The organism is Halobacterium noricense, from assembly GCF_021233435.1.
In the GTDB taxonomy this organism is placed as follows: domain Archaea; phylum Halobacteriota; class Halobacteria; order Halobacteriales; family Halobacteriaceae; genus Halobacterium; species Halobacterium noricense.
Map to the genome: position 1 here is coordinate 1,698,249 of NZ_CP089468.1, position 24,973 is coordinate 1,723,221.

22 protein-coding genes and 1 pseudogene are annotated in these 24,973 nt (G+C 65.2%); 7 read left to right on the forward strand and 16 right to left on the reverse strand.

What is annotated here, in order from left to right; genetic code table 11:
- Positions 1-44 precede the first annotated feature (44 nt).
- The 5 genes from LT974_RS08885 to LT974_RS08905 form a co-directional block, all read right to left on the reverse strand.
- Complete coding sequence (locus LT974_RS08885; RefSeq protein WP_232587321.1) at positions 45-1,157, reverse strand: TAXI family TRAP transporter solute-binding subunit; 1,113 nt, start codon at positions 1,155-1,157, stop codon at positions 45-47.
- Positions 1,158-1,264: 107 nt separating this feature from the next.
- Entirely contained in the window at positions 1,265-1,693 is a 429-nt protein-coding gene (locus LT974_RS08890; RefSeq protein ID WP_232587322.1) for a universal stress protein, read from the reverse strand.
- Between the two features lie 51 nt (positions 1,694-1,744).
- Complete coding sequence (locus tag LT974_RS08895; protein ID WP_232587323.1) at positions 1,745-2,566, reverse strand: fumarylacetoacetate hydrolase family protein; 822 nt, start codon at positions 2,564-2,566, stop codon at positions 1,745-1,747.
- Positions 2,563-2,910, reverse strand: a complete 348-nt coding sequence (locus LT974_RS08900; RefSeq protein WP_232587324.1) for a cupin domain-containing protein — start codon at positions 2,908-2,910, stop codon at positions 2,563-2,565. Before LT974_RS08900 ends, LT974_RS08895 begins: the two co-directional genes overlap by 4 nt.
- On the reverse strand, positions 2,907-3,695 hold the full coding sequence (locus LT974_RS08905; RefSeq protein WP_232587325.1) for an SDR family oxidoreductase: 789 nt from the start codon (positions 3,693-3,695) through the stop codon (positions 2,907-2,909). The genes LT974_RS08900 and LT974_RS08905 overlap by 4 nt, the downstream gene beginning before the upstream one ends.
- 171 nt (positions 3,696-3,866) lie before the next feature.
- On the opposite strand from LT974_RS08905, the gene LT974_RS08910 reads away from it, so the two are divergent.
- Genes LT974_RS08910 through LT974_RS08920 form a run of 3 tightly spaced genes read left to right on the forward strand, consistent with a single transcriptional unit; the run spans position 3,867 to position 7,410 of the window.
- The gene (locus tag LT974_RS08910) at positions 3,867-4,976 is read left to right on the forward strand and encodes a mandelate racemase/muconate lactonizing enzyme family protein (RefSeq protein WP_232587326.1); all 1,110 of its coding nucleotides are present in this window, start codon (positions 3,867-3,869) and stop codon (positions 4,974-4,976) included.
- Positions 4,973-6,190, forward strand: coding sequence for a mandelate racemase/muconate lactonizing enzyme family protein (locus tag LT974_RS08915; RefSeq protein WP_232587327.1), 1,218 nt, complete (start codon positions 4,973-4,975; stop codon positions 6,188-6,190). Before LT974_RS08910 ends, LT974_RS08915 begins: the two co-directional genes overlap by 4 nt.
- A 47-nt stretch (positions 6,191-6,237) precedes the next feature.
- Positions 6,238-7,410 (forward strand): acyl-CoA dehydrogenase family protein, encoded by a 1,173-nt coding sequence (locus LT974_RS08920; protein WP_232587328.1) that lies wholly within the window; start codon positions 6,238-6,240, stop codon positions 7,408-7,410.
- Here LT974_RS08920 and LT974_RS08925 read toward each other — a convergent pair whose 3' ends face one another.
- Complete coding sequence (locus tag LT974_RS08925; RefSeq protein WP_232587329.1) at positions 7,411-8,370, reverse strand: D-2-hydroxyacid dehydrogenase; 960 nt, start codon at positions 8,368-8,370, stop codon at positions 7,411-7,413. It lies immediately after the preceding gene.
- A gap of 48 nt (positions 8,371-8,418) precedes the next feature.
- Positions 8,419-9,669, reverse strand: coding sequence for an MFS transporter (locus LT974_RS08930; protein ID WP_232587330.1), 1,251 nt, complete (start codon positions 9,667-9,669; stop codon positions 8,419-8,421).
- A gap of 155 nt (positions 9,670-9,824) precedes the next feature.
- Here LT974_RS08930 and LT974_RS08935 point away from each other — a divergent pair, with 155 nt between their 5' ends.
- The 3 genes and pseudogenes from LT974_RS08935 to LT974_RS08945 all read left to right on the forward strand — a co-directional run.
- Positions 9,825-10,601 (forward strand): IclR family transcriptional regulator, encoded by a 777-nt coding sequence (locus tag LT974_RS08935; protein WP_232587331.1) that lies wholly within the window; start codon positions 9,825-9,827, stop codon positions 10,599-10,601.
- A 286-nt stretch (positions 10,602-10,887) separates the two neighbouring features.
- Positions 10,888-11,931 carry a mannonate dehydratase gene (locus tag LT974_RS08940; RefSeq protein WP_232587332.1) on the forward strand — a complete coding sequence of 348 codons (1,044 nt, stop codon included), beginning with the start codon at positions 10,888-10,890 and terminating at the stop codon, positions 11,929-11,931.
- Positions 11,932-12,554: 623 nt separating this feature from the next.
- Positions 12,555-12,671: pseudogene (locus LT974_RS08945) on the forward strand (DoxX family protein); the annotation flags it as partial.
- Between the two features lie 19 nt (positions 12,672-12,690).
- Here LT974_RS08945 and LT974_RS08950 read toward each other — a convergent pair.
- The 9 genes from LT974_RS08950 to acs (LT974_RS08990) all read right to left on the reverse strand — a co-directional run bounded on the left by LT974_RS08950 (position 12,691) and on the right by acs (LT974_RS08990) (position 23,074).
- On the reverse strand, positions 12,691-12,906 hold the full coding sequence (locus tag LT974_RS08950; protein ID WP_232587333.1) for a hypothetical protein: 216 nt from the start codon (positions 12,904-12,906) through the stop codon (positions 12,691-12,693).
- Entirely contained in the window at positions 12,903-13,370 is a 468-nt protein-coding gene (locus tag LT974_RS08955; protein WP_232587334.1) for a universal stress protein, read from the reverse strand. Before LT974_RS08955 ends, LT974_RS08950 begins: the two co-directional genes overlap by 4 nt.
- Entirely contained in the window at positions 13,371-15,065 is a 1,695-nt protein-coding gene (locus LT974_RS08960) for a sodium:solute symporter family transporter (protein WP_232587335.1), read from the reverse strand.
- A complete protein-coding gene (locus LT974_RS08965) occupies positions 15,062-15,469 on the reverse strand; it encodes a DUF4212 domain-containing protein (RefSeq protein WP_232587336.1) in 408 nt (135 codons plus the stop codon). The genes LT974_RS08960 and LT974_RS08965 overlap by 4 nt, the downstream gene beginning before the upstream one ends.
- A gap of 54 nt (positions 15,470-15,523) precedes the next feature.
- Positions 15,524-17,521 carry an acetate--CoA ligase gene (acs, locus tag LT974_RS08970; RefSeq protein WP_232587337.1) on the reverse strand — a complete coding sequence of 666 codons (1,998 nt, stop codon included), beginning with the start codon at positions 17,519-17,521 and terminating at the stop codon, positions 15,524-15,526.
- A gap of 211 nt (positions 17,522-17,732) precedes the next feature.
- Positions 17,733-19,052 (reverse strand): bacterio-opsin activator domain-containing protein, encoded by a 1,320-nt coding sequence (locus LT974_RS08975; protein WP_232587338.1) that lies wholly within the window; start codon positions 19,050-19,052, stop codon positions 17,733-17,735.
- A gap of 157 nt (positions 19,053-19,209) precedes the next feature.
- Positions 19,210-20,376: an ISH3 family transposase gene (locus LT974_RS08980; protein ID WP_136361172.1), complete on the reverse strand. Its 1,167-nt coding sequence runs from the start codon at positions 20,374-20,376 to the stop codon at positions 19,210-19,212.
- Between the two features lie 4 nt (positions 20,377-20,380).
- On the reverse strand, positions 20,381-20,926 hold the full coding sequence (locus LT974_RS08985; protein WP_232587339.1) for a site-specific integrase: 546 nt from the start codon (positions 20,924-20,926) through the stop codon (positions 20,381-20,383).
- Between the two features lie 129 nt (positions 20,927-21,055).
- Complete coding sequence (gene acs, locus LT974_RS08990; protein ID WP_232587340.1) at positions 21,056-23,074, reverse strand: acetate--CoA ligase; 2,019 nt, start codon at positions 23,072-23,074, stop codon at positions 21,056-21,058.
- 874 nt (positions 23,075-23,948) lie between these two features.
- Here acs (LT974_RS08990) and LT974_RS08995 point away from each other — a divergent pair.
- Positions 23,949-24,929 carry a hypothetical protein gene (locus LT974_RS08995; RefSeq protein WP_232587341.1) on the forward strand — a complete coding sequence of 327 codons (981 nt, stop codon included), beginning with the start codon at positions 23,949-23,951 and terminating at the stop codon, positions 24,927-24,929.
- Positions 24,930-24,973 lie beyond the last annotated feature (44 nt).

Consider the following 24,973-nt stretch of genomic DNA (forward strand, 5'->3'; position numbering starts at 1 on the left):
TTGGGGTCCGGTTCGCGAATGCGGACGTCGCTGTGTGACGGGGGTTACGCCGTGTCGCCCTCTTGGAGGCTGTCGTCCCAGGCGTCGTTGTCCTTGTAGTACTGCACCGCGCCGGGGTGGACCGGGATGCGTTCCTGCGCGTACGCGAGCATCTCCTCGGCGGAGCTGTAGTCGTTGAACTGCTCTTCGCCGTTATTGACGACGTCGTTGTGCTCGTGGGCGACCCGGCAGAGTTCGTAGACGGCGTCGGGATTTGCCTCGGGGTTGAACGTGTAGTTGACCTCGAGGTCCCAGGTGAACACTTCGTCGGTGCCGATGTCGGCGTTCGCGATTGGCCACTCGCTGTAAGGCGTCCGGGTGGTGCCGGCCCCGGAGTACGACTCCGCGGACTCGATGAGTGCGTCCGTCGGTTCGACGTAGTGGAGGTCGACGCGGGAGGCCATCTCCTGAACGAAGCCGGTGTACCGGACGCCAGGCGCGCCGTACGCGATGGACGCGTCGATGGAGCCCTCCTCCATCGCGCCCGGTGCGTCACCGACGCCCATGTTCTGGATGTTCATCTGGTCGTAGATGTCCGCGGTCGGGTCCTGCGACCAGACGTCGAGCGTCGTCGCACGCGTCGAGTAGCCCGGCTCGGCGGGGTAGACGTTCTTCCCAGCGAGGTCGGCGAACGTCTCGATGCCCGTACCGTCGCGGGCGACGACGTAGATGCTGTACGGGAACGCGCCGAACCCGTACTGGGGGATGCGGGAGACCGACTGCTCGGAGAACTGGCCGCGGTCGTCGAGGGCCTTGTTGAGGGAGTTGTTGTCGGTGATGCCGGCGTTGAACTGATTCTGGGCCATCCGGTAGATGGTCCCGATGTAGCCCGGGCTCTCGATGGTCGAGTAGTCGAGAGTGTCGCTCTCCTGGCTGACGGCGCGCTCTACTGCGAGCCCGACGTCCTGGGTCCCACCGGCAGACGTGCCGACGCGCAGCGAGAGGCTCTCGCTGCCGCCACCGTTGCCGTCCTCGGTGGTACCGCTGCCACCGCCGTTTTCAGTGGTGCCGTCGCCGCCACTGTCGCCGTCGCCACCGGTACATCCCGCGAGTCCCGCGATGCCCGCTGCAGCTGTGCCGTACAAGAACTTGCGTCGCTTCATCCTGTCGTCGACCATGTTCATCCCTGTCAACCCGGTCTATCATTAACAATCTATCTGTTTGTTTCACCTATATAGGCATGCAAAAACGGAACGTGGTAGACTACGGTACGGCTCCGCGCAGCTCACTCGGTGAACGACACTGTGACCGGGCACTCCGCCGAGAGCATCACCGACTGCGTCGTGCTCCCGAACAACACCTTCCCGGTCGGACTCCGCTTGCGGCCCCCCATCGAGATGTTGTCGGCGTCGATCTCGGCGGCGACTGCGAGTATCTTCTCGGCGACCCCGCCGTGCTCGCGTCGCTTCGACACCGCCGCGACCCGCGATTCGAGGTACTGTTCGACCGCGGTGACGCTCTCGGGGAAGTTGCTCTCGTTCCAGACGTCCTCAGATTTGACTTTGCCGGCCTCGCCCGTGACGTCGAACTCCTCGAAGACGTTGAGGACGACGACCTCGACATCCTCGTCGGCGTTCGGGAAGTCACCGACGGCTTCTGCGGCGTTCATCGCGCGGTCCGCGTTGTCGCTGACGGGCAGTAGTACTCGGTACACGGTAGCGACACACACAGTCTCGCGTAATAAAAATTCCCGCTGGCAGGGCGCCTACCGCGTCACTGGCGCCTCAGCGACGCCGATGGACTCCACGACCGCGCGGACGTCGTCGCCCGGCTCGATGTGCGCCGCGCCGGGCGTCCCCGTGCTGAACAGGTCGCCGGGTTCGAGTGTCATCACGTCGGAGTGGAACGAGACAATTTCCTCGGGCGGGAACAACATGTTCCGAATCTCGTTCTCGGCCTCTATGGTGCCGTTGACCTCCGTCTGCACCGACAGCGACGTGAGATCGAGGGGCTCCTCGGGCACCGCGAGCGCGGCGCCGGGCACGAGAAACGTGTCGTAGCTCTTCGCGCGAGTCAGGAACCGCGGGTTCCGCTGGAGGACGTCCTCGGCGGTCATGTCGATGACCGGGAGGAAGCCCGCGACGACGTCCTCGAAGTCGGCCTCGTCGACGTTCCGACAGGTTCGCCCCATCACGACGCCGAGTTCGGCTTCGGCGGTCACGCGCTCGCTCTGGGATTCCGGGGGGAGCCGAATCGGGCCGCCCGGCCCAGTCGGCACCGTCGAGGGCTTCATGAAGCTCGCGGGCTCCTCGGGGCGCTGCTCGTCGAGGTCGCCGGCGTGCTCCTCGTAGTTCAGGCCGATGCCCCAGAGCTTCCCGAATTCCTCGAGGGGCGCGCCGAACGTGATGTCCGCAGCCGGCACGGGGTCGGCTGGTGCGTCCGCTACGTCACCGAGCGTTCCGTCGGCCGCTCGCGGGAGCGCGTCGCGGACGCTGTCGAGGTCGGGCTCGACCGCGTCGAGCGGGACGTAGCCGTCCTCGTCGCCGAGCAGCGGGTCGCCGGTCGCGGTGCGTGCGAGGTACTTCATTCTTCGCGGTCCGTCCAGAAGTCGAACGAGCGCCCGGGTGCGAACACGTCGAGGCCGACGGCGCGCTCGTCGCCGGTGTTCTCCACGCGGTGGGCCTCGTTGGACTCCAGCAGCACCGAGTCGTTCGGCTGGAGCGTGACCTCGCGGTCCTCGGTGGCGACGGTGAGTTCGCCTTCGAGGCAGAGACACACCTGCTCGTTCTCGTGGTCGTGCATCGGCGAGCTGTGGCCCGGCGGCTTCTCGAACCACTCGAAGGAGAACTGGTCGCTGCCTGCCATCGAGACGCGCCGCCAGCCCTCGTCGGGCTCGTAGCTCTCCGCCTCGTCGAACTTCACGGGCTTCATAGGTTGGACTCCGTGGAACCGCCGTCAATCGGGAGCGCAGCGCCGTTGATGTAGCCGGACTTCGGCGAGCTCAGGAACGCGACCGTGTCGCCGAGCTCTATCGGGTCGCCGATGCGGCCGAGCGGGTTGCCCGCCCAGTCTTCGAGGCCCTCCTCGTAGTTCTCGTAGTCGCCGCGCTCGATGGCGCTGTCGATGAGGTTCTGGATGCGGGAGGTCTCGTGGGAGCCGGGGAGGACGGCGTTCGCGCGGACGTCGGGGGCGAACTCCTTCGAGAGCGTCTTCTCCAGGCCGATGACTGCCATGCGAACCGAGTTCGACAGCACGAGGTTCTCCTTGGCTTCCTTGACGGTACGGGAGGTGATGGTGACGATGGTGCCGCCGTCGCCTTCCTTCAGGTGGGGTGCGGCTTCGCGCGCCAGTCGCACGACACTCATCACGAGCAGGTCGTAGGCGTGCTCCCAGTCCTCGTCGGTCGTGTCGAGGAACTCGCCGGACGGCGGGCCGCCGGCGCTGGTCACGAGGTGGTCGATAGTCCCGAACTCCTCGGCTGTCGTCTCCACCAGCGCCGTGATGTCGTCGGCGTCGGTCAGGTCGCCCTGCTGAGCGACGACCTCTCCGGTCGCGACTTCCTCGACTTCCTCGCGTGCTTCCTCCAGGCGGTCCTCGTCGCGGCCGTTGATGACGACGTTGGCACCCTCGCGGGCGAGCGCCTTCGCAGAGGCCTTGCCGAGGCCGCTGGACGACGCGGTTACGAGCGCTGCGTTGCCGTCGATTTCCAGGTCCATGTCACAGTCAATCAGAGTAGAGGGTGAAAACGTTTCCGTAAAGGCAAGCGGCGAACGACGACTCGACTGCCACCCCGGTCCGTTCGCGCGTCGCCGCCGGTCACGAGTACTGTTCGAGTAATTGTTGCCGATACAACGGGCTACTTGTGTGCGTGCTTCGCGGCTCCTTCCATGGAAATCACGGACGTCGAGTCGTTCCCGATCAAGTTGCCCCTGGAGTCCCCGGTGTCGTTCTCCAATCGCACGCTCACGTACCGCGACCACGCGATAACGTACGTGCGGACGGACACCGGCCACGAAGGGGTCGGCTACTCGCTGGGCTACGAGGGCGCGGGCCTCATCGCCGACGCCGTCGAATCACTGCTGGAGCCGATGCTCGTCGGCGAGGACCCACGGGACACCGAGCGGCTGTGGCACGAGATGTACAACGGGACGGTCCAGATCGGCCGAACCGGCCTGCTGCTGCGCGCCATCTCCACGGTCGACATCGCGCTCTGGGACGTGAAAGGGAAAGCTGCGGGCGAACCGCTGCACAAGCTCCTGGGCGGACACGCCGAGCGGGTCCCGTCGTACGCCAGCGGCGGCTACTATCGCGACGACAAGGGCCACGAGGGCCTGCGCGGCGAGATGCGGCGCTACCTCGACGAGGGCCACGACGTCGTGAAGATGAAAGTCGGGCGACGGTCGGCCGACGAGGAAGCGGACCGCGTCGCCGCCGTGCGCGACGAAATCGGCGACGAGCGCACGCTCCTGCTGGACGCCAACGGCGTCTGGGAGTCGACGACTGAAGCGCTGCGCAACTGCCGGGAGTTCGCGCCCTACGACCCGTACTTCATCGAGGAGCCGGTGATGATTGACCGCGTGGATACGATGGCGGAGGTCAACGACGCCCTCGACTACCCGGTCGCCACCGGCGAACTAGAGGGGACGCGGCACAACTTCGCGCGCCTCGCCGACTCGGGCGCCGCGACCATCCTCCAGCCGGACGTCACCGTCTGTGGTGGCATCACGGAGTGGCTGAAAATCGCCCACCACGCCGCCGCCTACGACATCCCCATCGCGCCCCACTACAACTGGAACATCCACGCGTCGCTTCTGGGCGCCATCGAGAACGGGCTCTGGGTGGAGTACTTCTACCGCGACATGGACGTGAAGGCGTTCGACGACGTCGTCGCCGACCCCGTGGAGCCCGACGACGACGGCATGATCGACCTCCCCGACCGGCCCGGCCACGGCGTTCCCCTCGACAAGGACGCCCTCCAGAAGTTCAGAGACGAATGAGAGATTTCTCAGACCAAATCGAAACCCGCGACCCGGACCGAGACGTCGAAATCACGAGCATCGACGCGTGCGTCGTCGAAGGCAACTTCGAGTGGAACCTCATCAAGGTGGAGACCGACGCCGGCGTCACCGGCATCGGCGAAGCGTACCGCGGCGGCGGCGTCCCCGAGCTCGTGGAGTACACCAACCGCTTCCTCGTCGGCGAGAACCCCCTCGACGTCGAACGCCTCGTGCGGTACATCTTCCAGGAGATGTCCGGGCACGGCGGCACCACCGGGAAGGTCGTGACTGCTGCTTCGGGCATCGAGGTGGCGCTGCTGGACGCCGCCGGGAAGATTCTCGGCCTCCCCGTCTACCAACTGCTCGGGTCGAAGTACCGCGACGAGGTGCGCCTGTACTGTGACTGCCACGCGGGCGAAGCGTACGCCGTCGAGGACGGCGCGACCGACTACGCCGAGGCCGAGGCGTACACGCCCGAGGCGTACGCTGCCGAGGCCGCGCGCGTCACCGACATGGGCTTCGACGCGCTGAAGTTCGACCTCGACCTCCCCGCGGACAACGCGAACGACCCGTACAACGGCCGCCTCACGAACGCCGCCATCCGAGAGAAGCGCGACATCGTCGAGGCCGTCCGCGAGGAAATCGGCTACGACGTGGACCTGGCGTTCGACTGCCACTGGGACTACTCCGTCGAGAGCGCCAAGCGGCTCGCACACGAGCTCGAGGAGTTCGACCTGATGTGGCTCGAAGACCTCGTGCCCCCCGAAAACATGGACGCCCAGAAGGAAGTGACGCAGGCCACGCGGACGCCCGTCGCGACGGGCGAAAACCGCTTCCGCGTGTTCGAACTCTCGGAGCTCGTCTACGAGCACGGCGTCGACGTCGTCACCCCGGACCCGACCACCGTGGGCGGGCTGACGGAGACGATGCGGGTCGCCGACCGCGCGGAGGAGAACTACATCCCGATGTCCCCGCACAACGTCTGCAGTCCCGTGGGGACGACGGCGTGCGTCCACCTCGGCGCGGCGACGCCGAACTTCGACCTCCTGGAGTATCACGCCCTGGAGGTCGACTGGTGGGACGACCTGCTCGCGCGCGACGAGCCGCTCATCGAAGACGGCCACATCGACGTGCCCGAGGCGCCCGGGCTCGGCATCGAACTCGACGAGGACGTCGTGGAGGAGCACCGCCTCGAAGGGACGTCCGGGTTCTGAGCGGCGCGTCGTGGGGGTATTTATTGGTGGAGACGGTACGACGAGATATGCTCGATTACTTCGGCATCGAGGGAGACCTCGACCAGGAGGAGCGACTGCTGGTGGAATCCGCCCGCGAGTTCGTCGACGGCGAAGTCGAGGATATCGGCCAACACTGGATAGACGGCACCTTCCCTGAAGAGCTCATCCCGAAGATGGGCGAGATGGGGTTCTACGCGCCGAACCTGGAAGGGTACGGGCTGCCGAACGTCAGCGAGAAGTCATACGGGCTGTTGATGCAGGAGCTAGAGGCGTGTGACTCGGGGCTGCGCTCGATGGCGAGCGTGCAGGGCGCGCTCGTGATGTACCCGATTCACGCGTTCGGCAGCGACGAGCAAAAAGAGGAGTGGCTGCCGAAGCTCGGCGCCGGCGAGGCCGTCGGCTGCTTCGGCCTCACCGAACCCGAGCACGGGTCGAACCCCTCCGCGATGGAGACGCGCGCCGAACGTGCCAGCGGGAACGCGGGCGACGAGTACGTCCTGAACGGCTCGAAGACGTGGATTACGAACTCCCCGATTGCGGACGTCGCGGTCGTCTGGGCGAAAGACCACAGCGAGGACGACAACCCCGTCCGGGGGTTCCTCGTGGAGACAGACCGCGACGGCGTCACGACGAACAAAATCGACGACAAGCTCAGCCTCCGTGCGTCCGTCACGGGCGAAATCAGCCTCCAGAACGTTCGCATTCCGGCGGAAAACCGGCTGCCGGGCGTCGAGGGGATGAAGGGGCCGCTGTCGTGTCTCACGCAGGCGCGCTACGGCATCGCGTGGGGCGCAATTGGTGCGGCCAGGGATTGCTTCGAGACCGCTCGCGAGTACGCTACGGACCGCGAGCAGTTCGGGAAACCCATCGGCGGCTTCCAGATGCAACAGCAGAAGCTCGCGGAGATGGCGACCCAGATTACGCTCGCGCAGTTGCTCGCGCACCGCCTCGCGAACCTCAAGGAGCGCGGCGACATGCGCCCCCAACACGTCTCGATGGCGAAGCGCAACAACGTCCGAATGGCCCGCGACCAGTCCCGCATCGCCCGCGAGATGCTCGGCGGTAACGGCATCACCACGGACTACTCGCCGATGCGCCACATGACGAACATGGAGACCGTCTACACGTACGAGGGCACCCACGACATCCACACGCTGATTCTCGGCGAGGACCTCACTGGCATCCAGGCGTACCAGTAGTCAGGCGACCTGATTCCGGAGGCCGGCGTACTCGCCCGTCTCCGCGGCGCGGGCGAGGTTCTCCACGAGGATATCGGCGCGGCGCTCCCAGTACTTCGGCGTGTGCCCGGCGACGTGGGGCGTGAGGAAGACGTTCTGGAACCCCCAGAGGTCGTGGTCCCGCGGCAGCGGCTCCGGGTCGGTGACGTCGAGGCCGGCACCGTGGATGGTGTTCGATTCGAGTGCGGAGACGAGCGCGTCCGTGTCGACGACACCGCCGCGCGCGACGTTCACGAGAATCGCGTCGGTCGGCAGCGCCTCCAACTCTGTCTCGCCGATTAGCCCCTCGGTCGTCTCCGTCAGCGGGCACGCGAGTACGAGCACGTCGGTCGCCGGGAGGACGTCCGGCAGGTCGTCGAAGCCGACCACCTCGTCCGTGGGGCCGCCCTTCTCGACGGAGTGGCGGACGCCGACCGTGGACACGTCGAAACCCTCGAAGCGCTGGACGACCGTCTCGCCGATGGCACCGAGGCCGACGACGGTGACAGTACTCTCAGTGAGTTCGGCGAACGACTGGAAGCGGCGCCACTCGCGGCGCTGCTGGCGGCGCCGACCTTCGTCGAGCCGGCGAGTGAACGTGAGAACCCACCCGAGCACGTGCTCGGCGATGTTCGGACCGTGGACGCCGGAGGCGTTCGTCACCGCGACGCCGCGTTCGGCGAGCGCTTCGAGCGGGAGGTGGTCGACGCCCGCGGCGTTACACGCGAACAGTCGGAGATTCTGGGCGGCGTCGAGGTCGTCGACGGTGAAGAACTTCCCCGCGACGACTCCGGCTTCGCGGAGGCACTGCTGGCGTTCGTCGGGCGTCGCAGCGAGGCGGACAGTGTAGTCGGGGAGGCGTCGCTGGAGGATGTCGGCGTAGTCGGCGGCCGGGATGCCGTGCGCGTCGTGGTCGAGCACCGCGACGTCCGTGGTGGTCATGCTCCCAGAAATACGGTGCCACGACAAAACTCCCGGGGTCGGGCCCGGTCAGTCGGCCATTCGAATCGGCGGCGCTGCGCTCATCGCGAGCAGGCAGACGATGCCGGTGCCAGCGCCGAGGAGCCCGGTTCCGATGCCGACCGCGCGTACGGCCGCGACGAAGCCGAACTGCGTCGTCGCGACTGCGATGGCACCGCCCATCAGAATCGGTGTCATCGTCGCGGCCGCACGGCCGCTGCCCTCGCTGAGACTCACGAGGCCGCCGCGGAGGTCCGGCGGCGCTAGCGTGGTGATGACGCTCCGGTATATCGAGAGCACGAGCCCGAAGCCGACGCCCATCAGCACGACGCCGACGGCCGCGACGGGCAGCGACGGCGCGAGGAAGACGAGCGCGAGGCCGCCGCCCATCGAGACGTTCAGGGCGAGGAGCGGATAGAGACGGTCGTCGAACAGGTCGGCGATGCGCCCGGCCTGCGTCGCCGCGACCGCGTACGTCAGACTGGCTAGCGCCGCGAGCAGTCCCGCGTACGTCGGGGTGCTACCGAGCACGTCGACGACGAGAATGGAGTTGTAGGTGAGAAAGCCGAACCACGCGAGGTTCGCGCTGCCGCGGGCGACAATCATCGTCCACGCGCGCCGGTGTGCGACGAGCGTCCGGAGGTCCGCGAGCTGCGCACCCAGTCCGGCCTCGGACTCGTCGCTGGCGGTCGTCTCGACGGGCTCCTCGAACCAGACGTAGACGACAGCCGCGATTGGGAACGCGATGGCGTACAGCAAGAACGGGTACTGCCACGCCATCCCGACGAGGACGCCCGCCGCGAGCGGGAAGACTGTCTGCGAGAGTCCCGACCCGGTGAACCGGAGGCCTTGCGCGGTCGCCTCTTTCGTCCCAGTGTAGAGGTCGCCGAGACTGGTGATGATTATCGGGGTGAGTGCGGCGAAGCCGATGCCCTGGAGGAGGCGGAGCGCGAGTGCGGCTTCGAACGTCGAGACGAGCGCGATTGCCGTGCCGGTCAGCCCGAACCACAGCAGCCCGAAGATGAGGACCGGCCGCCGCCCGTACCGGTCGGAGACGACCCCCGCGACGGGAATGACGAAGATGGCGGGAGCGGTGAACGCGGACATCAACAGCCCGATGTTCGCCGTCGATGCGCCGAGGGGTTCGACGAGCGAACCGAGCACGGGCGACAGGAGCGCGGTGCCCAGTGGTGGAAGCACGTTGATGAGCAACAGCAGCTGGAACGGGCGCTCCCCCACAATTTCCGTGTCTTCTCCGGCGATGGACGACGGCGATACCACACGTGAGGGTCACGGGTGGTCGAATTAAAGCTACCTATCGGGACATCGAGGTGCGGCGCGGGTCAGCGCGCGGCCGACGAAGCGGTCGCCGTGTCGAACGTCGGTATTCGATGGAGTCGAACGATTTTTGGTAGTGCGGTCCAACTCTGTGACACATGAGCACACCCCCCGACGACGGCCTCGCCGATTCGGTACAAACAGCGCGGACGCTATTCGATATTGTCCAACGCATCTCCGACGAAGAGGGAGCGCCGCTGTCGGCGTTGGCTGGCGAACTCGACTACGCGAAGAGCACAGTCCACCGACACCTTCGGACGCTAGAAGACCTCGGTTACGTGGTCAAGCGCGACGGCAACTACCACGTCGGCCTCCGATTCCTCGAGCTCGGGGTGACCGCTCGGAACAGCTACCGCGGCTACAATCTCGTCCGGGAGAAAGTCGAGGAGATTGCCGAAGAGACCGGCGAACGCGCGCAGTTCTTCGTCGAAGAGCACGGGAAGGTGGTGTACCTCGCTCGGTCGGTCGGCGAGCACGCGGTCCGAACGGACCCCGGAATCGGGAGCCGCATCCCCCTGTACGCGGCGTCCGCAGGGAAGGCGATTCTGTCGGAGCTCCCCCCGCAGGAGCTGTCCGATATGTTCGAACAGATGTCGTTCGAGCCCGTGACCGAGCACACGATTACCGACCCGGACGAGCTGCGGTCGGAGCTCGAAGCGGTCCGCGAGCGCGGGTTCGCGTTCAACCGCGAGGAATCGCTGCGCGGTACGCACGCCGTCGGCGTCCCCATTTGCGCACCGGACGGCGACGTCATCGGCGGACTCAGCGTCACCGGTCCGAGCCACCGACTGAAGGGGGAGCGCTTCGAAGCGGAGCTCCCGGACCTGCTGCTCGGCGCCGCGAACGAGCTCGAGCTCAACATCGCGCACTCGTAACCGCGCACTCGTCGCCCGGACGACGCCGAACTGGTCCGGATTCGAGAACATTCGACGAAGTCGAACGAAATGTTGTATTCGATTGAGTCGAACACTGGAGGCGTCGCGTCCATCCGCTGGTCGGTCGAGGTTCGCCACAAGCGATACGAATATAACGCAAGTACTTCTGTTACGCTCGCTGTCGCTGGCTGCCACGTCCCACGACCAACCGTTCGACGTTTTCGAGCGAGTACACGGACTGACGGCAACTAAACATTTAACTAGGCCACCACCATTTTGCGAGCTAATGGCACGCACAACCGACAGCGAGCAGCGCCCCGAAGCGGTCCAGGCAGACCCCGAGACGATGCGCGTCGGTATCGGCACGTACAAGCCCGCAACCGAGGATTTCCTCCGGTTCGCCGCCCAGTTGGGCGTCGACGACGTGTTGCTCACACCACATCGACACGAAGGATTCGACTCCGCGCTCCCGCTCGGCGAGGCGTGGTCCGCCCAGGAGCTCGTCGACCTCCGAGCGCGAGCGAACGACGCCGGGCTCCGCCTGTACGGCGTCGAGAAGATGCCGATTCCCCTCTACGAGATTCTGTTGAACGACGGCGACCGCCAAGCGCAACTCGACGTCATTACGGAGACCATCCGAAACATGGGCGAAGCGGGCATCCACGTACTCGGGTACAGCGGCCACCCGCCGGACGGCGCGGTTCGCACCACGCGCGAGCATTCGATTCGCGGCGACGCGAAGGCCTCGGCGTTCGACATCGCCGACATCGACACTGTGTCCCGTAGTGAGCCCCAGCGCGACGTCACGGAAGCGGAGATGTGGGAGCGCTACGAGGAGTTCCTCCACGAGGTCGTGCCCGTCGCCGAGGACGCCGGCGTGAAACTCGGCGTCCACCCCAGCGACCCGCCCGTCGAATCGCTGTTCGGGATTCCGCTGCTGTTCCGGAACCGCGAGAACTTCGAGCGCGCGCTCGACGTCCACCCCAGCGACAACCACGGGCTGAAGCTCGGCATGGGCTGCTGGTCGGAGATGGGCGAGGACCTCCCCAACGTGATTCGGCACTTCGGTGAGGACGACATCGTCTACGCTCACTTCCGGGACGTCGTCGGCACCGTCCCCGAGTTCTACGAGACGTTCGTCGACGACGAGGACGGCAACTTCGACGAGTACGAGGTCGTGAAGGCGCTCGACGAGGTCGGCTTCTCGGGCGTGATGACGCCCGACCACGTCCCGCTGATGGAAGGAGAGACCGACTGGGAGTTCGGGAGCACGCTCGGGCGCTCGTACACCATCGGCTACCTCAAGGGCATGCTGAAGTCCCTCGAATAGCGCACGAACCCCGCTGCCTTAATCCTAACTTATTTGGAAGTTCTCACGGAATACCTATTTGGTTATGTTTCCCCGCAGGAGTTCGAGTAGTGTGCGTGAACGGAGGAACTGGCGGGCGTCGACCGCGGTCGCCAGCGAAACGACGCCGACGACCATGGACTGACGTAACAGCATCCGAGGAACATTTATAATAGGTGTCTTAGGTACCTATTGTAACTGGATTCGAATGCTCGACAGTCCACGCATCAATCCGGCCGTAACCTGCCTCAGCTCTCCTCAAATCGCGCACTCTTAGCTCGCACTCCCGTTCTTCGTCGTTCCCGGTATTGAGTGTCCACGAATCAATCCGCAACCGTCGTGCATTCACTGACTGTCGGTGGCCCGCCGTTCACGTTGAAGCGGCGATTGTGGGAACCGATTCATGGCATTCGTGATGCTCGACGAGCGCATGGTAACGCTGGCTACGACACGACGAACGCACCAATATAATACATATTAAATATATCTGGTGATTCTGTTCCTGCCGTCGTCCGATGAGCAGCGCGGTACGGCTCGCGACCCGTTCCGGGAGGTCCGGCCGAACAGTTCGACCGGAGCGAGCAGACGAATTCGATGGATGCCCTATTGCGGCGTTCGGTGCCGGCCGCGTCCTCGGACTGGACCAGTACATCGAGCAGTACGACGTCGGCGGCGAGGCGCTGGTGGAGCGCTATCCGTGGCTGCGCTACCTGCTCGGCTAGAAGGAGCGGTCCGGGACCGCTACTGCGATTCTTTCGCGTGCTGTAGCGAGAAGACGAACCCGTAGTAGGCGACGACGCCGCTCGCGAGCGCGCCGTAGTACACCAGCTGTGGCGCACCGAACGTCTCGAACAGCAGGGTGACGACGATGACCCACGCGAACGCGAACGCGAGGTCGAACAGCATGCCGTCGTGGTGTTCGACGACGTGGTCGCGGACAGCGTCGAGCAGGCTCACGATTCGTCTTCCCCGTGGACGTCGACGACGAGCACCGGCAGCCGGGTGCGCCGGAGTACTTTCTCGGCGACGCTGCCGAGAACGACCCGGGAAAGCCCGGAGCGGCCGTGGCTCCCCATCACGACGAGGTCGATGTCGTTGTCCTCGACGAACTTTCGGATGGCACGCGCGGGTCCGCCAGCGGTGACGTGCTCCTCGACGGAGACGCCGTGCTCGGCGGCGACGTCAGCGACGTAACCGGTCGCGTCGTCGGCCTCGGCTTTCACTTCGGGCATCTCGTCGAGTTTCCCCCGGCGGATGCGTTCGACCTGTTCGGTGCCGAGCGCGAGGGTCGTCGCGTCGACGTCGAAGACGAACAACGCGTGCACCGTCGCGTCGTACTTCGCTGCGAGGTCGACCGCCTGGTCGACCGCACTGCGGGCGGTTTCGCTGCCGTCGGTCGGAACGAGGATGTTGTCGTACATTTAGTCGTCAGAGCTCACGACGTCTTCGGCGCTCTGCTGTTGGCTCATCGGTTCGGGGCTGTGGCACTGCCGCACGAGCTTCTTCGTTTCGAGGTCGGGTTCGGCGGTCACCATCGAAACGGCGATGGTCACCGCGAACACGACCGGCACGGCGACGAGTGCGGAGCCGATGGCGGGCAGCCACTGCGCGAGCGTCGCGGAGATGATGCCGTCCGAGCCCGCGGCACCGCTGAGCAGCCCGTAGTTGGGCACGACTTCGTTAATCATCGGAATCGTCCAGATGACGAGCCCGGTGGTCATGCCGGCGAGTGCGCCCTGGCGGTTCGTGTTCTCCCACCAGAGGCCGAGGAAGAACATCGGGAACAGCACGGCGCCGGCCAGCGAGAACGCGTACGACACGAGCGCCGCGATGGGTGCTGCCGGGTCGAGCGCGGCGAGCGTCGTGATGACGCCGAGCGCGATGATGCTCATGCGGCCGACGAACACCTGCTGGCGCTGGGTCGCGTCGGGGTTGATGAGGTTCTTGTAGATGTCGTGGGAGATGGCCGACGACCCGGTGATGAACAGGCCGGCGGTCGTCGCGATGGCGGCCGCGATACCGCCAGCGGCGACGAGCCCGACGAACCACGTCGGGAGGTTCGAGAGCTGCGCCGCGAGCACGACGATGACGTCACCGGCGGCCGCGGTCATGCCGGGGTCGCCGTAGACGGGACCGATGTTGTTCGCGTAGAGGTCGGTGCCGAACGCCGCGAATGCGGGCGAACCGAGGTACAGCAGGAGGATGAATCCGAGCCCCCAGACCGTCGACCAGCGCGCGGTGCGCTCGCTCTCGACGGTGTAGAACCGCACGAGCACGTGCGGTAAGCCACACGTGCCGACTACCAGCGAGAACGCGGTGGCGATCCAGAGGTAGTAGCCGCCGTTGACGAACGGTTCGCTGAACTCGCTGCCGAGTTCGGCGAACAGCGCGCCGTACTCGATCTGCGGGAGAATCGTCGAGTAGCCGTTAGCGAACCCGACGACGTACAGGCCCGCGAGGAACGCCACGATGAGGATGACGTACTGGACGGCCATGTTCTTCGTCGCGCCGAGCATCCCGGACAGCGTGAGGTAGCCGACCGTGATGGTCATCATGAGCACGACCATCGACTGGTAGCCGGTGAGTCCGAGGATGCCGAGGTCGCCGAAGATGTAGAGGCCGACCAGGCCCATGCCGCGGGCTTGCCCGATGGCGTACACGAACGCGATGAGGAACGTCGTGAGCGCGGCGATGGCGCGGGCGGTGTCGGAGTTGAACCGGTCGCCGACGAAGTCGGGTGCGGTGTACTTGCCGAACCGCCGCATCTGGGCGGCCATGAAGATTAGCAGCACGAAGTAGCCGGTCGACCAGCCGACGATGAACGCCAGCCCGTAGAAGCCGGAGGTGGCGATGAGCGCGGCCATGCCGAGGTACGACGCGGCGGACATCCAGTTCGCACCGATTGCCATGCCGTTTTCGACGTTCCCGATGGACCGGCCGGCGACCCACATGCCCTCGGTGTCGGCGACCTTGAAGACGAAGCCGATGACGAGGAACAGCAACAGCATCGCCGTCACCAGGATGGCTGGCAGCGCCTTGAACGAGACGTTCAGTCCCTCCGGGAGGAGACTCGACTGCGCGACCGCGCCGGCCGCGTACGGGAGGACGGCGCTCATTCCGAGACCCCTCCGTCAGTCGCGTGGTCGATGCCGTACTTGTCGTCGAGGGCGTCGCGCTTTCGCGCGTACCAGAACGCCAGAATCAGCGCGCCGCCGGGCGCACCGATGGAGACGAGGAAGTAGTGCAGCGGGAAGCCGAGAACGGGCATCGTCGACGTCATCACGTCCGGTGCGATTGCGGTCAGCGTCACCGGGCCGAAAACGACGACTGCCCAGATGGCGAATCCCGTCCAGATGATGCGGAGGTGGTCCCGCATGAACGGCGTGCTCGGCCGTAGCAGGTTCACCTCCGACGTGAGGTAGTCGGTGCTGTCCTCGGACTGCGCGACGCCGGCGACAGCGCCGCCGTCCGGTTCGGCGGGCGGTTCGTCCGTCGAGTCGTGGTTGTCGTTGTCTGTCATAGTTAGTAACCTGTTAGTTCGTTCCGTGTGGTGGTTGTGAAAAGTTGGGGTGCGTTAGTCGTCGGAGACTTTCGACTGGATGTCCTCGACGACTTCCGGATTCCGCAGCGTGGAGGTGTTGCCGAGGTCGTCGTCGTTGGCGATGTCCTCCAGGAGCCGCCGCATAATCTTCCCCGAACGGGTCTTCGGGAGTTCGGTCGTGAACACGACTTCCTCCGGGCGCGCGATGGGGCCGATGGCGTCCTCGACACCGGCGATGATGCGCTCGCGGAGGTCCTCGTCTCCCTCGTAGCCGTCCTCGGTGATGACGTACGCGTAGACGGCTTCGCCTTTCAGTTCGTGGTCGCCGCCGACGACGGCGGCTTCGGCGACGCCCTCGACGCCGACGATGGCCGACTCGATTTCCATCGTGCCGAGGCGGTGGCCGGAGACGTTGATGACGTCGTCCACCCGCCCGAGCACGGTGATGTAGCCGTCCTCGTCGATTTTCGCGCCGTCCTCGGGGAAGTAGACCCAGTCCTCGGAGTCGCTGCTCTCGGTGTCCGAGTACTCCGTCCAGTACTCCTCGATGAAGCGCTCGTCGTTGTCGTACAGCGTCCGCAGCATGCCCGGCCACGGGTTGTTGACCGTGAGGTAGCCGGCTTCGCCGGCGCTCACTTCTTCACCCGTGGTGTCGACGATGTTCGCGTCGATGCCGGGAAGCGGCGGTCCCGCCGAGCCCGGCTTCATGTCGTTGATGGCGGGCAGCGTGGTAATCATCATGCCGCCGGTCTCGGTCTGCCACCACGTGTCCACCACCGGGCAGTCCTCGTCGCCGATGTGCGTGTAGTACCACTTCCACGCACGCGGATTGATGGGTTCGCCAACGGTTCCCAGCAGGCGGAGACTGGAGAGGTCGTGTTGGTCGGGGTACTCCTTGCCCCACTTCATGAATGCGCGAATGGCTGTCGGCGCGGTGTACAACTGGGTGACGTCGTAGTCGTCGACGATTTCCCAAAGGCGGTCCTTGTCCGGGTAGTCCGGGGTCCCCTCGTACATCACCGACGTGGTGCCGAGCGCGAGCGGCCCGTAGACGATGTACGAGTGGCCGGTGATCCAGCCGATGTCAGCCGAACACCAGTAGGTGTCCTCGGGCTTGACGTCCAGGACGGCGTGGCTCGTCCACGCCGCGTACGACAGGTAGCCGCCCGTCGTGTGTTTGACGCCCTTGGGCTGGCCGGTGGTTCCCGACGTATACATCAGGAACAGCATGTCCTCGGCGTCCCGCGGGACGGGGTCGACTTCGGCGCCCTCGAACTCCGCGACGAGGTCGTCGTAGTCGGTCTGGTTGGCCGCGAGGTCGTGGCCGAAGCCGTCGTCGTCCAGCCGGTCGACGACGACCACGTCGCTGACCTCGTGCTCGACGCCTTCGAGCCCCTCGTTGGTCTTTTCGAGGTGGTCGAGCGGGTCGCCGCGGCGATAGTAGCCGTCGCAGGTCACCAGATACTCCGAGTCCGCGGAGTTCATCCGCGTGGCGAGGGCGTCCGCGGAGAAGCCAGCGAAGACGACGGAGTGTGGCGCGCCGATGCGCGCACACGCCAGCATCGCAATCGGAAGTTCCGGAATCATCGGCATGTAGAGGGTGACGATGTCGTCCTCCTCGACGCCGCGGTCCCGGAGCGCGGCCGCGAACTCCTCGACTTCGCGCTGGAGTTCGGCGTACGTGTACGTGCGCGTCTCGTCGGTCGGTTCGCCGACCCATTCGAGGGCCGCCTCGTCGCCGCGGCCGTCCTCTACGTGCCGGTCGATGCAGTTGTAGCTCGCGTTCAGCTCGCCGCCCGTGAACCACTCGTAGAACGGCGGGTTCGAGTCGTCGAGGACGGTGTCGTACTCCTCGTCCCACGAGAGGTGGTCGGCGGCGTGCTCCCAACACGCCGGCCAGTTCTGCTCGAACTCGTCGTAGATGTCGGGGTCCGAGACGTTCGCCTGTTCGACGAACGACTCCGGGGGCTCGAAGACCTCCCCCTCGGGGAGGCGGGCTTCGAGTTCCGGGTCAGCGTCTTGGTCTGGCATATCCATCACAATCGTTCACGACATCCGTGTTAAGTACCGGCGCTAATTATGCCAACACCCGCGGTGTGAGAAAGCGACGCGGAAACCCCGCCGGAGAGCGCCAACGCGCAGTATTGGCCGTCCCTCCGCGAGATTCTGCCGGCCACAAAGCACTCGACGGCTGTCGTTGTCGAAATCACTCACTAAATAGTTAGCAACGTGACGACGCGAGTCAGTCGTCGGGCCACTCGACGCCGCCGCGACCGACGTCGTCCTCCGCGAAGAACGCGGTGAGGAGCTTCTGTTGGGCGCGCCGCAGGTGATTGTGGAGTGTCGGCGACGTGATGCCGATGGCGTCCGCGAGTTCCTCTGCGGTGCTGCCACGCGGCCACTCGAAGTAGCCCGCGTGGTAGGCCGCGCGCAGCACCGACGCCTGCTTGTCCGTCAGCGACTCGTGCAGCGACGCGCGGAACGCCGCGGAGGTCTCGTCGGGCCGGTCGCGCTCGCGCTTCGAGACGAGTTCCGCGTCCGGGAACGCGTCGGTGACGGCCGCGACCAGCGACCGAACGTCCGTGTCCGTCGTGACGTCGACAACGACGCGCTGTTCAGCGGGCGTCGCCGTCACCTTGCGGACCGAGGCACCGCGGTCGGCCAACACCTTCGCCACGTCCGCACCCGCGACCCCGAGTTCGAGTAGCGACTCGTCGCCGTAGTCTCGGACGAGGCGCCCGTCCACGACCGCGGGCTGGTCGGCCGCCCACGACAGTACTGTCTCCGCGGACGCGCCCGACAGCCGTACGAAGTAGAGGAGCGCGCCCTCCTCGCCGGGCACGACGCCGTCCAACTCGAACGTGCAGCCGTGTTCGGCGGCCACCGCGGCGAAAAACGACTCGTCGCCGGTCGTCTCGAACGCCAATTCGAGGACCGTGTCTGCCAGCAGGAGTTGGCGCTGCTGAACGACCGTGACGGTGCGACCGACCCGCTGGCCGAGGTCCGCGAGCAGGTCGCGTTCGCGGTCGCTGATGGTGCCGTCGACACCGACGCCGAGCACGCCGTAGGTCGTCTCGCCGTCGTCGACGGGCACCGTAGCGGCCGCACTGAACTCGGCCTCGTCGGCGGGTGCGCGCCAGTCGGCGAACGCCGCGTCACCGTGGACGTCGTTCGTGGCCCGTACCTCCCCGGAAGCGAGGGCTTGCGCGACGGCACCGTCGTCGGCGGCCACGTCGACCGTCGCGTCGGCCGCGCCCGCGTGCGTCTCAGCGTGTAGTGTGCCGCCGCTGTGCCGCGCAATCCACGCGAACTCGTAGGCGTCACCCTCGACGAGCGCCGCGCAGGTTCGTTGCTCGACGCCGTCCCGCGTGGACGTCTCGGCGAGGGTGTCCCCGACGGCGCGCACGCGGTCGAACGCGGCGTCGAAGCGCGGGTCCGGCTCCGCGGCGGCTTCAGCGGGCTGGTGCGCGGGCGCGAGGTCGGTGCCGGCGAACGCTGCGGCGACGTCGCCGCGGTCGGCGTCCTCGACGAACGGGTCGAGACTCAGTACCTCACAAAGCATCGCCAGTTAGCCTGACCTGAGCCATCTGTTCTGTTGTGATGAGTCGTCAGTAACGGTCGAGCAACGCTGATCGAAGAGGGAGCTGTCGCTGTCGGCGGCAGTCAGCCGCCGACGCGACAGCGTTGCCACTCCTGAAGGGAGCTTGCTCGGTCGGTGACTACCGGTGGAACCGGTCGTCAGGTGGCCGATTCGCGGGGACGGCCCGACGCACCGCGAGGGCCGTCCACGCAGCCCGCCGAACCATATTCACGAACTCCTTGTACGGCCACCACCAGAGGCGACGCCCGCCTCGGCGCGGCGTCGCCACGTATTCGTAGTGCAGATACCGCCACGCATTCTGCAAGAGCAGACTCACCACAACGTACAGAAGTCTCACCGTCGCGTTTCGCGTCGTTGTCGTCGCTATCGCTTGCTCGGACAAGCGATAGCTTGACTCGATACCGAAGCGTTTCGAGTAATGGTATCGAGCCTGGCGTGGTGTCTCGATAAACGGCGCGTCAGCGGCGTAGCCGTGACGCGCCACACCGTGGTCGTCGTACCGTCCGTTCAGGTACGTACAGTCGATGTAGACGGGAAACTCGACGGTCCAGCTGTGACCGTCGAGTTTCCCCGTCAGATCGTGTTGAATGACGCGACTCCACCCTTCCGCAAGTTCCTGCTGAATCGTCTTCCCCCACTGAATGATCGGGACCACGTAGGCGTAGTTGTGCGCCTGCAACAGCGTGAGACACTTGCTGTCGTAGAATCCGCGATCAAGGTAGACGGCCTTGACATCGGCGTCAAGGCCGTCGAGTACACCAAGAAACTCAGCGAGGACACTGCTGGCGGTGTCGCCGTCTTCGAGACGGCGCACCGCCAGCGTATATCGTTTGTTCTTCACACGCGCGTAGAGTGTGGCGTAGGCGTGGAATGCGGTGGTTCCACGCTTGGCTTCCGAGTGATAGAGGTTCTCCGTGTCGTCTTCATCACCGTAGTAGGGCCGCAGGTGGAGGTCTGCGCAGACCTCCACCTGCTCAGGAAGCAGTTCGACGATATCTCGTCGAAGAAGCGTGTTAGCGACTCGTTCGAGCCGTTTGGGCTCGAACTTCGTCCGGAGATGGTAGAGGATCGTGTTGGCAGCGGGGCCGTTCTGACTCGACGCACAGAGCGTAGAGACAGAGGTCCCGTCGGCGCAAGCGCCGACGAGGACCTCATAGATGCCCTCAGTAGTGATTTCAGCGTTATTGGCTAAGGAAAGCGGAACTTCCTCCTCAAGGGTGTTGACGAGAAAGTTAAGAAGCTGGTCCTCGTGAATCTCACTGTCTGCTTGCTGGGTCGTAGACACACCTTCAGCAAGCAGACGTTCTAACTAAGCGGCTTTGTGATGTACTGAGACTGGCGAGGCGCTCCCAGCCGCCGACGGCCGCCACCGCACGTGGGTCGACGCCCTCGTCGAGGAGCTGTCGGGTGAAGAACCGGCGGAGCGTCCGCGTGGAGACGTCCCGGAGCGCGTCGTCGCCGGTGCGGTCGGCTGCGCGGTCGCCGACGTCGGCGACGAGCATCTGGACGCGCCGCGGCGACACCGCTACCACGCGTTCCTCGGCGTCGACACCGACCGTGCGGGCGTACTGGCGGAGGTCGTGTTCGACGTCCGCGGGCAGGTAGGCGTCGCGAACGACCTCGCCGTCCTCGTCGCGGACGCTGAGGAAGTTGTGGGCGATATCCGCGTGGTCGTGCGTCGTGACGTCTGCGGGCCGGACGCGCGCGATTTCCGCGGGCCGGAGCCCGGCTTCCCCGGCGAGCCGGACGACGAGTTCCTCGCGGTAGGTCTCCGTGGCTCGGCGGAGCCGCTCGTAGGACGCCTCGGACAGCGCCGCCGGGTCACCCTCGCTCATGTTTCGTGAACCATCACGAACGCGAACCAAGAATCTTTCGAGAAATGGGGACACTGATAGCGATAGGTAGCTATCGTGGAGATTCTGCGGAATATTGTTTCGCTTTCATTCAAGGAAGCGAAATCCTCGTCAGTCGCGCTCGCCGAGCGCCGATTCGAGTTCGCCCACGACCTCGGGGTTGCGGAGCGCGCTGGTGTCCCCGAGGTCGTCGTCGTTGGCGATGTCTTCGAGGAGGCGGCGCATCACCTTCCCGGAGCGCGTCTTCGGGAGTTCGGGCGTGAACACGACCACGTCCGGGACCGCGATAGGGCCGATTGCGGCGTCGACGGCGTCGGCGATGCGCTCGCGGAGCGCGTCCCAGTCGGTTTCCTCGGCGGCGCTGACGTACGCGTAGACGGCTTGCCCTTTGAGGTCGTGGGGGCCGCTGACGACGGCGGCTTCGGCGACGCCCTCGACGTCAGCGATGGCGGACTCGATCTCCATGGTCCCGAAACGGTGGCCGGAGACGTTGATGACGTCGTCCACCCGCCCGAGTAGCGTGACGTAGCCGTCCTCGTCGACGGTCGCGCCGTCCTCCGTGAAGTACGCCCAGTCGTAGTCGGAGAGGTCCGGGAAGACGGACGTGTGGTCGGTGAACCAGCCGTCGTTCTCGACCATCGACAGCGGCATCCCCGGCCACGGGCTCGTGACGACGAGGTAGCCGGTCTCACCCGGCTCGACGGAGTCACCGTCGCCGTCGACGACCTTCGCGTCGATGCCCGGGAGCGGGAGGCCCGTCGAACCCGGCTTCATCTCGTCGACTCCCGGGAGCGTGGAGACCATCATGCCGCCGGTCTCGGTCTGCCACCACGTGTCTACCACCGGGCACTCCCCGTTCCCGATGTGTTCGTGATACCACTGCCACGCGCGCGGGTTGATGGGTTCGCCGACCGTCCCCAGCAGGCGGAGACTGGAGAGGTCGTGGCTGTCCGGGTGTTGTTCGCCCCACTTCATGAACGCGCGGATGGCGGTCGGCGCGGTGTAGAAGACGTCGACCGCGTTGCGCTCGATGAGCTCCCAGACGCGGTCCTTCTCGGGGTGGTCGGGCGTCCCCTCGTAGAGCATCGTCGTCGACCCGAGCGCCAGTGGCCCGTAGACGGTGTAGGAGTGGCCGGTAATCCAGCCAATATCCGCCGAACACCAGTGCGTGTCCTCGGGGCGGATGTCCAGCACGGCGTGGCTCGTCCACGCCGCGTGCGCGAGGTAGCCTCCCGTCGTGTGGCGGACGCCGGTGGGTTCGCCCGTCGTTCCGGACGTGTAGATGAGGAACAACTGGTCAGTCGCGTCGCGGGGCACGGGGTCGACGGTCTCGCCGCGGTGCTCGGTGACGAGGTCGCCGTAGTCGTACTCGTCGGCGGCCAGCGGCGTGTCGTCATCCCGAGAGACGCCCTGCGTCTCTCTGTCGACTGCGGAAGACGACGGAGTCGTCTTCCGAACGCCGAGGCGGTCGACGACGACGGTCGCCTCGATGCCGTCGTCGAGCGCGATGGCGGCGTTATCGGCCTTGTTCTTCTGGTGGACGGGCGCGCCGCGGCGGTAGTAGCCGTCGCAGGTCACCAGATACTCCGAGTCGGCGTCGTCCATGCGCATCGCGAGGGCGTCCGCGGAGAAGCCAGCGAAGACGACGGAGTGGGGTGCGCCGATGCGCGCGCACGCCAGCATCGCAATCGGGAGTTCGGGGACGACCGGCATGTACAGCGTGACCACGTCCTCCTCCTCGACGCCCAGCTCGCGGAGCGCGGCCGCGAATTCGTTAACCTCCCGGTAGAGGTCCAGATACGAGTACGACCGTGACTCGCCGAGCCGGCCCTCCCACGTCAACGCGACCTGGTTCTTGCGGTCGTCGAGGTGGCGGTCGATGCAGTTGTAACTGGCGTTCAGCGTCCCGCCGTCGAACCACCGGAACGGCGGGCCGTCGCCGCCGATGACGGCGTCGTAATCGTCGCTCCAGTCGAGAAGGTCGGCGGCGCGTTCCCAGCACGCCGGCCACTCGCGTTCGAACTGCTCGCGGACGTCGGGGTCGGTGACGTTCGCTTGGTCGACAAACGACGCCGGTGGCTCCACGGACTCACCGGCGACCCCACTGTGCCAGGACTCGTCGCTCGGCATCGGTTGAAACCTACGGCCTAGCGCGAATAAACGTTCGCCCTCCAGCAAGGGTGGTGTTCAGATAAGCAGTTTCCAGCAGCAGAGTTGTGGGGGACAGCTGAAAGCCCTCGGCTGTCTCGGCTCCCGCGGCTCGCTGCGCGCGTTCGCTCCCGCTGGTCGCTCACGTGCTTGTGTCGCCGGGATTCGCCGAGACGCCTCGCCCTTTCAATCCACCAGGATTACCGGCTGTATCGGCGAGCACATCAAGCCAGTTTCAGTCCTTATCTGAACACTGCCCCAGCAAGGGCAGTGTTCAGATAAGCAGACGAAAGTAGGGGAGACCCGTTGCGTTTTGAAAGCCCTCGGTGGTCTCGACTGTCGGGAGACTCGCAGTGCTCGTCTCCCGTAGTCTCGTTCGTTGCACTCACGACACTCCCGCGGCTCGCTGTCGCCGGCGGGCATAGCCCGCCGGCTGCCTGAGGGAGCTTGCTCCCTCTCTGTCGCCGAAAGAGCGCACAGCGCTCTTTCGAGAGCAGGCGAACGCAAAGCGTTCGCCGCCCTCGCGAATTGCGACGAGAGACGCTCCGCGTCTCTCGGACCACACGCGTTCGCTCCCGGTGGTCGCTCACGTGCTTACTTCACTGGGGTTCGTCGAGTGGGCGGTCGGCTGCACCGACCGCCGCAAAACGTGGCGGCTTCGCCGCCACGCGCGCCTCACCCTTTCAATCCGCCGGAAATCTCCGATTTCCGAGGCCTCGGGAGAGCGTTGCTCTCCCGGCGACCACCAGGGAACCGGGTGATTCGCCGGTTGAAGCTGCATTCAAACGACCCTTATCTGAACACCACCGTAAACATACACACTAGTTTTATTACGTCTAGCGATTAGGACGGTTGTATGGACCGTCGTGACACGTTAAAAACCATTACAACCGCTGCTCTTACTGTCGGCCTTGCTGGCTGTGCATCAACGATCACATCGGACAACCAGAACACCTGTTCACCGCCATCTGGGACACCAGCAGATGTCGTCGAGGTTACTGACGATTCACTAACACAGGAGAACATCGATACTAACCCGGGTGACTTCGACGACATCAAAGACAGCGCACTTGCGAGGTACTCCAATAGTAGCGGAGATACACTTGGAATCGGCGCATATCAGTTTGAGTCGACGACGGCTGCCGAACAGATTTTTGAACGGGATTTCACGGTAGAGAATGACTCTGTCGGGAAACTCCATCTTGAACACTGGCTAATCCTCGCTCAGGCACCGACGGAGACAGGCTTGCGTTCGTTGGTTGCTGCATCCGGGGTTGAGAGTGGCTGTGAAGACCAGCTTGTCATTAACGGCGAAGCGCAAACAGATACCAGCGAAGACGGCGCAAATAACCTTGGAAGTGAAGGATCCCCTTGGACGGGTGTGGAGATCGAACTCAGGGGAGGGTCACCCACAGAGATCCGCCAAGTGTTCGATACTCCGGCTCCTGTAATATTGACTGGCGACGACACACAGCTGGTTTTCTTCGAAACGAAGGATTATCAAGCAGTCCAAGACACCGCCGAGGAAGCGGGATTTAACGTGGTAAGTATAACGAAGACACAGCTCTCAGGAGAACCAATCTGTGAGATTCGAAGTAAAATCCAAATCTCCGCCACTCCATCTCAGCAAGCAATTCAAGACGCATTCCCCGACGCAGTTAAATCCGGACAAATCGCAACTACTTCTGGTGGCAGGTACTGGCTAATTTACTCTCGTGCGGACACCCAAGACCAAATCTCATCGCGTCTAGAGAACCTCTCTGTCGACACTTCCTCTGCGATGGTGACAACCTACAATAGTTGTAACCACAGAGACACGGACGATCCCGAGTCCTGATAGTGTGGATCGCCGTACCAGCTATCTGGATGGCACAGTATTCG